Consider the following 8673-nt stretch of genomic DNA (forward strand, 5'->3'; position numbering starts at 1 on the left):
GTCGCGCCGCTGCCCGTGGCGGTCGATCAGCTCACCCAGCAGCAGGGCGCGGCCGTCGCCGAGCTGCGGCGAGAAGCCGCCGAACTGGTGGCCGGCGTAGGCCTGGGCGATCGGCTGGGCGTCTTCAGGCAACAGGTTGCCGGCAAACAGCGCGCCGGGATCCGCCGCGCGCAGAGCCGCCGGGTCCAGCCCCAGCTCGTGGGCGAGCGGCTCGTTGAGGAAGAGCAGCTGCGGCGCGGGCACCGCGGCAGGCTTCCACGCGACGTAAGCGCCCGGCAGGTCGCGGGCGTAGGAGTGATCGAATCCGAAGCGGAGCATGTGCCCAGTGTGCCGGGCTTCGCGTGGCCCCGCTCAGGGGGCGGGTTCCGGCGGTCGGCGCGCGAGCAGATCAGGCACCAGGGCCTCCCAGGCCGCGGCCACCCGCAGCAGCAGCGCATCGGCGCGCGGCGCGGCGATCAGCTGCAGGCCCATTGGCAGGCGGCCGGTGGTGTCGAAGCCGGCCGGCAGGCTCAGTGCTGGCGCGCCGGCGAAGGTGGCGTAGAGCGTCGCCTCCATCCAGCGGTGGTAGGTGTCCATCGTGCGCCCGGCGATCTCGCGCGGCCAGTCCTGCGACGCATCGAACGGCCACACCTGGGCCACCGGCAGCGCCAGCAGGTCGAAGCGCTCGAAGTGGCGCAGCATCTGGCCGTGGAACTGGCCGCGCGCCGCGCTGGCACGCATGAACTCCGCGAAGCTCAGGCCCTGTGCGCTGTCGTGCTCCCACAGCGCCTCGGGCTTGATGCGCTCGCGCGCGCCGGGCAGGGCCAGCACCGCGGCCACGCCCGGCGCCACCAGGGCCCGGCGCCATACCAGCCAGGCGTCCCACACGGTCGCGGGCGAGAAGCCGGGCGACAGCGGCTCGACCCGGGCGCCGGCCGCCGCCATGCGGCGCAGTGCGCCTTCGCAGACGTCGAGGATGCCGGCCTCGACGGCGAGGTGGCCCCCGAGGTCACCCAGCCAGCCGATGCGCAGCCCGGACAGCGAGGACGGTTCGTCGTCTTCCGAAAGCGTGTCGGACAGGCACAGCGGAACGCGCGGGTCGGGGCCGGACTGCGTGCGCAGCAGCGCAGCGAGATCCGCGGCGTGGCGTGCCATCGGCCCGTCGGTGCCGAGCTGCGACACGTACAGCTCGGGCCGCGGCCAGCCCGGCACGCGGCCCGGGCTGGGGCGCAGTCCGAACAGGTGGTTCCAGCCGGCCGGGTTGCGCAGCGAGCCCATGAAGTCGGAGCCGTCGGCCACCGGCAGCAGCCGCTGCGCCAGCGCCACCGCCGCACCGCCACTGCTGCCGCCGGCGCTGCGCGAGGGATCCCAGGCGTTGCCGGTGGTGCCGAACAGTGAGTTGTAGGTGTGCGATCCGAGGCCGAACTCGGGCATGTTGGTCTTGCCGATCACGATGCAGCCGGCCGCCTTCATGCGCGTCACGTAGAGGCTGTCCTCGCGCGCGGTCATCCCGGCCAGCAGCTCGCAGCCCCAGGTGGTGGGGAAGCCCGCCGCCTGGCCGGTGTCCTTGATCGCCTGCGGCAGGCCGTGCATCCAGCCGCGCCACTGTCCGCGCGCCAGCTCGGCGTCGCGCTCGTCGGCCTGGCGCAGCAGCAGCTCGTCCGGCGCGAGGTTGACGATCGCGTTGAAGCGAGGATTGAGGCGGTGGATGCGCTCGAGGTAGGCCTGCATCACCTCGCGACACGACAGCTCGCGGGCACGGATGGCGCGCGAGAGCGACAGCGCGCCGAGCGCGGTCGGGTCGTCGCCAGAGCGCTCGGCTTCCTTCGGGTCCAAGGCGTGTCTCCTTGCTCGTTCAGTGGCGCAGCGAGTCGGCCACGAAGCGCACCAGGGCGCGCGCCGCTTCGGGCGCGACGGCCAGGGGCAGGGTCAGTGCCTGCACGGTGTCGCCCTCGGGGATGGGCAGCCGCCAGCCGGGCAGCGCGTTCACCAGCGTGCCGCGGGCCAGGTCGTCGCGCACGGCGAAGTCGGGCGTGAAGACGACGCCGCCGCCGGCGCGCGCTGCGGCCTGCAGTGTGCCCAGGTCATCGGCCGACATGCACGGCCGCAGTTCCACCGCGGCGTGCTCACCGCTCGGCTCGTGGTGCCAGCGCAGCGTCTGCGCTTCGGCCGCCGCGCCGAAGACCAGGCAGCGCGCGCGGGCGAGGTCCTGCGGATGGCGCAGCTTCGGCTTGAAGCCCGGCGCGGCATAGGCGCCGACGGCGAAGCGCAACACCGGCTGGGCGATGCAGTCCTCCGGCGGGCGTTCGGTGATGCGGAAGGCCAGATCGATGTCCTCGCGCAGCAGGTCGACACGCCGCGCGGTGAAGCGCAATTCCACCTGCAAATCGGGATGGTGCGCCTGGAAAGCGGCCAGCAGAGGCCCGAGTACGGTCTGGCCGAATACCGGCACGGTGGTCACGCGCAGCGTGCCCGTCAGGCCGCTGGCGCGCGTGCGCAGCGTGCGCCGCGCCGCCTCGGCCGCCTCGAGCACGAAGCGCGCGCGCGCGAGCAGGCGACGGCCAGCTTCGGTGAGGCCGACCGCGCGGGTGTGCCGGGCGAACAGCGGCGTGCCGAGCTGCGCTTCGATCTGTGCGACACGCCGGCTCACGGCGGCGCGTGTCTGGCCGAGTTCACGTGCCGCTGCGGCAAAGCTCTCGGCGGCCGCCACGCGCGCGAAGAACTCCAGGGCGCCGGCGTCCGGCAGGGCCGGGCCGGTGCGGCCCAGCGACGAGCGGCGTGCGGCATCTGCTCGCTTGTTTGTCAATCGATGCTCACCAATGAGTCAATTCAATTCATTCTAGTCAACGAAAACGCGCCAACCTAGAGTGCGCCGCATGACCAGCACCACCTTTCACAGCGCCGCGGGAAGTGCCGCCGCGGCAGCCTTCGCACCGCGCGCCGAAGCCCATGCGCTGATCGCCGACGACGGCCGCCGCCTCGCCGCCTCGTGGTTCGAGCCGCCGCAGGGTGCGGCGCGCGCGGTGGCGCTGGTGAGCTCGGCCACCGGCGTGCCGCGCGGCTTCTACGGCGCCTTCGCGCAGTGGCTGGCCTCGCGCGGCTATGCGGTGCTGACCTACGACTACCGCGGCATCGGCGGCTCGCGGGAGGGTTCGCTGCGCCGCGAGCGCGCCACGATGCGCGACTGGGCCGTGCTCGACATGAGCGCCGCGCTGGCCGCCGCCGAGGCCAGGCGCGCGGGCCGCGGTCTGCCACTGCTGCTGGTGGGCCACAGCTTCGGCGGCAACTGCATCGCCTTCGCACGCGGCGTCGAGCGTGCCGACGCGATCCTCGGCGTGGGCTCGCAACTCGGCGAGCCGCGCCTGTACCCGGGCGTGCACGGCGCGGTGGCCCAGGTCTTCTTCCGCGCCTGGGTGCCCGCGGTGGTGGCCGGCTTCGGCCACCTTCCGGGCTGGGCGCTGGGCCCGGGGGCGCAGGCGCTGCCGGCGGGCGTGGCGCGGCAATGGGGCCACTGGGGCCTGCGCCGCGGCTGGGCCTACGCCGACCCGGCCATGGCGCCGCACCGCAGCGCGTCGGCCGTGCTCGCGCCGGTCCACCTGTGGGGCGTCGACGACGATCTCACCTACGCGCCGCCGCGGGCGATCGATGCGCTGGCCGTGCAGTTCCGCAACGCGGCCGTGCAACGACACCAGCTGGCCCCGGCCGAAGTGGGCCGTCGCCGGCTCGGCCACTTCGGGGTGTTCCGCCGTGATCCGGGGGCGCGTGCCTGGGCCCGGCTGTTGGCGCCGATCGAAGCCGCCACCCCCGCCCTGCGCGCTGCCGGGCTGCAGGTTCCGGTGCAACCCTAGGTTTTCGGGCGGACTGCAACGGCCACGCACAAGGCGCAGCCGTGAAGCATTCCAGCCGCCGGGCCGTGGCGATGCGCTGGCTCACGCGCACCCGGTGCGGTGGCCGCTACGATCCGCGCGGGGTGCCCCTGGGGTCGTCGTGCATTGAACGTCATCGTCGTCCAGTCGCTGGTCATGGCCGTGCTTGCGGTGATGTTCGCCGCCGTGTGGCTGCGCTCGCGCGAACCCGGCACCTGGCTGCTGGCGATCGGATTCGCCGTGGCGGCCGGCTGGTACCTCTTCAGCGACCTGGCGCCGAACACCGGCGAAGGCATCGATACCCTGCCCGAGCGGCTGTCGGCCATCACCGTCGGCGTGGCCATCCTGCTGCGCACCGGCGGCGTCGTGCTGTACCTCGGCTGGCCAACGGGCGCACTGCGCCACGTCGTCGTGGCGTGCAGTGTGCCGGCGGTGGCCTGCCTCGCCTGGATGGCGATCGGCGGCGGCCTCACGCACCGTGCCTTCCACGTGGCCGGCCTGCTGCCCTACCTCGGCGCGGCGGTGCTGGCCTTCGACCGCGCCCGCAGCGAGCCCGGCAATGCCCATGCGCTGCTCGGCCTGGCCCTGCTGACGCTGCCGCTGCTGCCGTTCGTGCTCGGCGTCGCGGGCGTGCCGGCCGACCAGCTGAAGTACTACACCGGCGTGGCGGTGATCGTCTTCGGCCTGCTGGTGCTCACGGTCAGCCTGCTGCGCCGGCATCGCGCGCTCGAGGCGGAGGTCGCGCGCCGCCACGCCGCCGAGCTGCAGCTGCGCGATGCCAACCAGCGACTCGAGACCCGCGTGGGCGAGCGCACGGCGCACCTGCACGAGCTGATCGGTGGGCTCGAGTCGTTTGCGCGCGGCGTCTCGCACGACCTGCGCGGCCCGCTGGGCGGCATGTCGCAGCTGGCGCAGACCGCGGCCGACGCGATGGCGCGCGGCGACGCCACGCTGGCCACCCGCGCGCTGCCGCTGATCGCCAGCCAGTGCGATGCGTCGGTGAAGATGGTCAACGCGATGCTCGAGCTCGCCCGCGTGGGCGAGACGCAGGCGCAGCGCGTGCCGGTGAACCTGGGTGAGGTCGTGGCCTCCTCCTTCGACGAGGTGCGCCTCGCGCATCCCGAGGCGCGCAACGCCTCGCTGCGCTGCGGCGCCATGCCGGCGTGGCTGCAGGCCGATCCGGTACTGCTGCGCACCGCGCTGGTCAACCTGATCGGCAACGCGGTGAAGTTCTCCAGCGGAGCCGACGAGCCACGCGTGGAGGTCGATGCCGCGGTGGAAGGCGGCGACGTGGTCGTGCATGTGCGCGACAATGGCTGCGGCTTCCCGGCCGAGCTTGCGCCCCGACTGTTCGAACCCTTCTTCCGCGCCCCCGGCACGCAGCAGCTCGGCCACGGCCTGGGCCTGAGCATTGCGCGCCGCGCCGTCGAGGCGATGGGCGGGCGCATCTGGGCCACGGCGCAGCCGGGCCAGGGCGCGCAGATCGGTTTGCGCCTGACGGGTGCCCTGTTGCAGCCGGCACCCGAGCCAGCCCTCGAGCCGGCCCCCTGACCGACCCCACGGGAGAACACGAATGACCCGCCGCCTCATCAGCTCCGGCTCACCCTACGAGGCAGAGATCGGCTACAGCCGCGCCGTCGTCGACGGCGAGTGGATCTTCGTCTCCGGCACCACCGGGTTCGACTACGCCACGATGAGCATCCCCGAGGGTGCGGCGGCGCAGGCCGAGCAGTGCTTCCGCAACATCGAGCGAGCACTGGCCGAGGCCGGCGCCTCGCTGGCCGATGTGGTGCGCGTGCACTACATCGTGCCCGCGCGCGAGGACTTCCACGCGGCGATGCCGGTGCTCGCGCGCTTCATGGGCCCGGTGCGGCCAGCCGCGACCATGATCTGCGCCGACCTGCTCGACGAGCGCATGCGCATCGAGATCGAGGTCACGGCGCGGCACCGCGCCTAGTCGCGGTCACGCAGCAAACGGCCGCCGCGCGAGCAGGGCGGCCAGCGCCGGCAGCGCGGCGGCGAGCAGCATCACGGCGAGGAATCCGCCGCCGTGTGCGAACAGCGCGCCGGCCAGCGCCAGCGCGGCGCTGCTGCACAGCGCGTCGGCCAGCTGCAGCGCCGAGGCGTTGCGGCCCTGTTCGTGAGAGGCAGACAGCTGCAAGGTCAGCACCGACAGCATCGGGAACGACAGACCGATGCCGAATCCCGCGATCGCCCAGCCGCCGACCAGGACGCCGGCATGCACCGGCAGCAGCGCCGGCAATCCGGCGATCGTGATGCCCGCGGCCACCAGCGCCAGGCCGGCGAACAGCCCGCGCTGGCGGGTCGCATCCGCCTGCAGCCGGGCCTGCAGTGCGCTGCCGGCGCTCCAGCAGACCGCGCCGGTGCTCAGCGCCAGGCCGGCTTCGCCGAGCGTCCAGCCGTGCGCGCGGTTGAGGTACAGCGGCACGAAGGCTTCGGCCGTGCCGAAGCCGGCGGCCAGCAGCCCGCGCAAGGCGATCACGGCCGGCAGGCCGCGCCCCGCCCACAGGCTGCCGCGCGGCAGCAGCGTGCGCGCCGCGACCAGCGCGACGGCGCTGCCGGCCAGCAACGCGGCCAGCGTGGCGGGCATCGAGCCCAGGCTGGCCGCGGCATTGAGCAGCAAGGCGCCCATGGCGGCGAGCGAGGCCCAGGCGAGTGCGCGCGGCGACGCCGCCGACGTCGTCGTGGAGGCCGTCGCGCGCTGCAGTGCGGGCAGCAGCAGCGCCGCGGCCACCGGCACCACCAGGGCGACGCCCAGGAACACCGATCGCCAGCCCAACTGGCCGACCAGCAACGCCGCGATCGGCGGGCCCACGAGGCCCGGCACCACCCACGCTGCGGCGAACAGCGCGAACAGGCGCGGGTGCAGCGCCTTCGGCACGATCTGCCCGGTGCCGACGTACAGCGCGACGCCGAGCATGCCGCTGCCCAGGCCCTGCAGCACGCGACCGGCCGCGACGCTGGCCATGCTGCCCGCCAGGCCTGCCACCAGCAGGCCGGCGGTGAATACCGCCAGCCCGATCGCCGCAGCCGGCCGGGCCCCGCGCCGGTCGCAGAGCTGGCCCGAGGCCACCATGCCCAGCACCGAAGCCGCCAGCATGCCGCCGAAGGCGAGCGCATAGAGCGAGTCGCCGCCGAGCGCCGACGCCACCGCTGGCATCGCCGCGGCCACCGCCATCGCCTCGAAGGCCAGCAGCGAGACCAGCGTCACGGCGCCGAGGCAGGCGGCCCGGCGGCCGGGGGCGAACAGCGGTTCTTCGGCCGATGCGGCCAGCGTGGCGGTCGTCATGGCGCGCAGAATAGAACCTCGAGTTCACTTGAGGTCAAGCGATGGCGACGAAGAACCTTCCGCTCAGCGTGGGCGAACTCGCGGAACGCGCCGGTGTGGCCGTCTCGGCGCTGCACTACTACGAGTCGCGCGGGCTGATCCGCTCGCAGCGCAGTGCCGGCAACCAGCGTCGCTATGCGCGCGCCGAGCTGCGCCGTGTGGCCTTCATCCGCGCCGCGCAGCAGCTCGGCATCGGCCTGGCGGAGATCGGCGAGGCGCTGGCGGCGCTGCCCGAGCAGCGCACGCCCACCAAGGCCGACTGGGCACGCCTGTCGGCGCACTGGCGCGAGCGTCTGGAGGCGCGCATCGCTGCGCTGCAGGCGCTGCGCGACCGGCTCGACGGCTGCATCGGCTGCGGCTGCCTGTCGCTGCGCGCCTGCGCGCTCTACAACCCGGCCGATGCCTGCGCGCAGCAGGGCAGCGGTGCGCAGCGCCTGCCGACGCTGCCGGAGTGAAGCCGGCCGGCGGCCGCCGATACCATGCTGTCCGCAACGGAGAACCGCACATGGATGCACTGCAGGGCCTGAAGGTGCTCGAGCTCGGCCAGCTGATCGCCGGCCCGTTCGCCGGCAAGACGCTGGCCGACTTCGGCGCCGACGTGATCAAGATCGAGCCGGTGGAAGGCGGCGACCCGCTGCGCACCTGGCGGCTGCTGCGCGAGGGCACCTCGGTGTGGTGGGAGGTGCAGTCGCGCAACAAGCGCTCGGTGGCGCTGGATCTGCGCAGCCGCGAAGGCCAGGCCGCGGTGCGCGCGCTGGCCGCCGAGGCCGACGTGCTGATCGAGAACTTCAAGCCCGGCACGATGGAGGGCTGGGGCCTGGGCTGGGAGGCGCTGCACGCGCTCAACCCGAAACTGGTGATGCTGCGCGTCTCGGGCTACGGACAGACCGGCCCGTACCGCGACAAGCCCGGCTTCGGCGTGCTCGGCGAGGCGATGGGCGGGCTGCGCCACCTCACCGGCGAGCCGGGGCGCGTGCCGGTGCGCTGCGGTGTCTCGATCGGCGACACGCTGGCCGCGCTGCACGGCGTGATCGGCGTGCTGCTGGCGCTGCGCCACCGCGAGGTCAATGGCGGGCAGGGGCAGGTGGTCGACGTGGCGCTGTACGAGAGCGTGTTCAACGTGATGGAGAGCCTGCTGCCCGAGTACGACGCCTTCGGCGCGGTGCGCGGTGCGGCCGGCTCGGCGCTGCCCGGCATCGCGCCGAGCAACGCCTACCGCTGCGGCGACGGTGCCTACGTGCTGATCGGCGGCAACGGCGACGGCATCTTCAAGCGGCTGATGCGCGCCATCGGCCGCGAGGACCTCGCCGACGACCCGGCGCTGGCGCGCAACGATGGCCGCGTGGCGCGCGTGGGCGAGATCGATGCGGCCATCGAGGCCTGGACGCTGCAGCGCCAGATCGACGCCGTGCTCGCCGCTCTCGATGCCGCCACCGTGCCGGCCGGCCGCATCTACACCGTGGCCGACATAGCCGCCGA

The 8673-nt window shown here is 73.9% G+C and carries 9 protein-coding genes; 5 read left to right on the forward strand and 4 right to left on the reverse strand.

The window, feature by feature from the left end:
- The 3 genes from AB7U92_RS16110 to AB7U92_RS16120 all read right to left on the reverse strand — a co-directional run.
- Window positions 1-318 (reverse strand): protein adenylyltransferase SelO family protein (locus tag AB7U92_RS16110; RefSeq protein WP_428578940.1); only part of this gene is annotated, 318 nt, incomplete at its 3' end.
- Window positions 319-351: 33 nt separating this feature from the next.
- Window positions 352-1815, reverse strand: a complete 1464-nt coding sequence (locus tag AB7U92_RS16115; RefSeq protein ID WP_428578943.1) for an amidase — start codon at window positions 1813-1815, stop codon at window positions 352-354.
- A 19-nt stretch (window positions 1816-1834) separates the two neighbouring features.
- The gene (locus AB7U92_RS16120) at window positions 1835-2785 is read right to left on the reverse strand and encodes a LysR substrate-binding domain-containing protein (protein WP_428578946.1); all 951 of its coding nucleotides are present in this window, start codon (window positions 2783-2785) and stop codon (window positions 1835-1837) included.
- Between the two features lie 70 nt (window positions 2786-2855).
- Here AB7U92_RS16120 and AB7U92_RS16125 point away from each other — a divergent pair, with 70 nt between their 5' ends.
- The 3 genes from AB7U92_RS16125 (at window position 2856) to AB7U92_RS16135 (ending at window position 5802) form a co-directional block, all read left to right on the forward strand.
- The gene (locus tag AB7U92_RS16125; protein WP_428578948.1) at window positions 2856-3827 is read left to right on the forward strand and encodes an alpha/beta hydrolase family protein; all 972 of its coding nucleotides are present in this window, start codon (window positions 2856-2858) and stop codon (window positions 3825-3827) included.
- Window positions 3828-3971: 144 nt separating this feature from the next.
- The gene (locus AB7U92_RS16130; protein ID WP_428578950.1) at window positions 3972-5396 is read left to right on the forward strand and encodes a sensor histidine kinase; all 1425 of its coding nucleotides are present in this window, start codon (window positions 3972-3974) and stop codon (window positions 5394-5396) included.
- Between the two features lie 22 nt (window positions 5397-5418).
- Entirely contained in the window at window positions 5419-5802 is a 384-nt protein-coding gene (locus AB7U92_RS16135) for a RidA family protein (RefSeq protein WP_428578952.1), read from the forward strand.
- A 6-nt stretch (window positions 5803-5808) separates the two neighbouring features.
- On the opposite strand, the gene AB7U92_RS16140 is transcribed toward AB7U92_RS16135, so the two are convergent.
- Window positions 5809-7155: an MFS transporter gene (locus tag AB7U92_RS16140; RefSeq protein WP_428578954.1), complete on the reverse strand. Its 1347-nt coding sequence runs from the start codon at window positions 7153-7155 to the stop codon at window positions 5809-5811.
- 41 nt (window positions 7156-7196) lie between these two features.
- Here AB7U92_RS16140 and soxR point away from each other — a divergent pair, with 41 nt between their 5' ends.
- On the forward strand, window positions 7197-7649 hold the full coding sequence (gene soxR / locus AB7U92_RS16145; RefSeq protein ID WP_428578956.1) for a redox-sensitive transcriptional activator SoxR: 453 nt from the start codon (window positions 7197-7199) through the stop codon (window positions 7647-7649).
- Window positions 7650-7699: 50 nt separating this feature from the next.
- Window positions 7700-8673: CaiB/BaiF CoA transferase family protein (locus tag AB7U92_RS16150; RefSeq protein WP_428578959.1), on the forward strand; the 974-nt coding region annotated here is incomplete at its 3' end.

Origin of the sequence: Piscinibacter sp. (assembly GCF_050175855.1) — a bacterium.
Taxonomy (GTDB): Bacteria; Pseudomonadota; Gammaproteobacteria; order Burkholderiales; family Burkholderiaceae_C; genus Piscinibacter.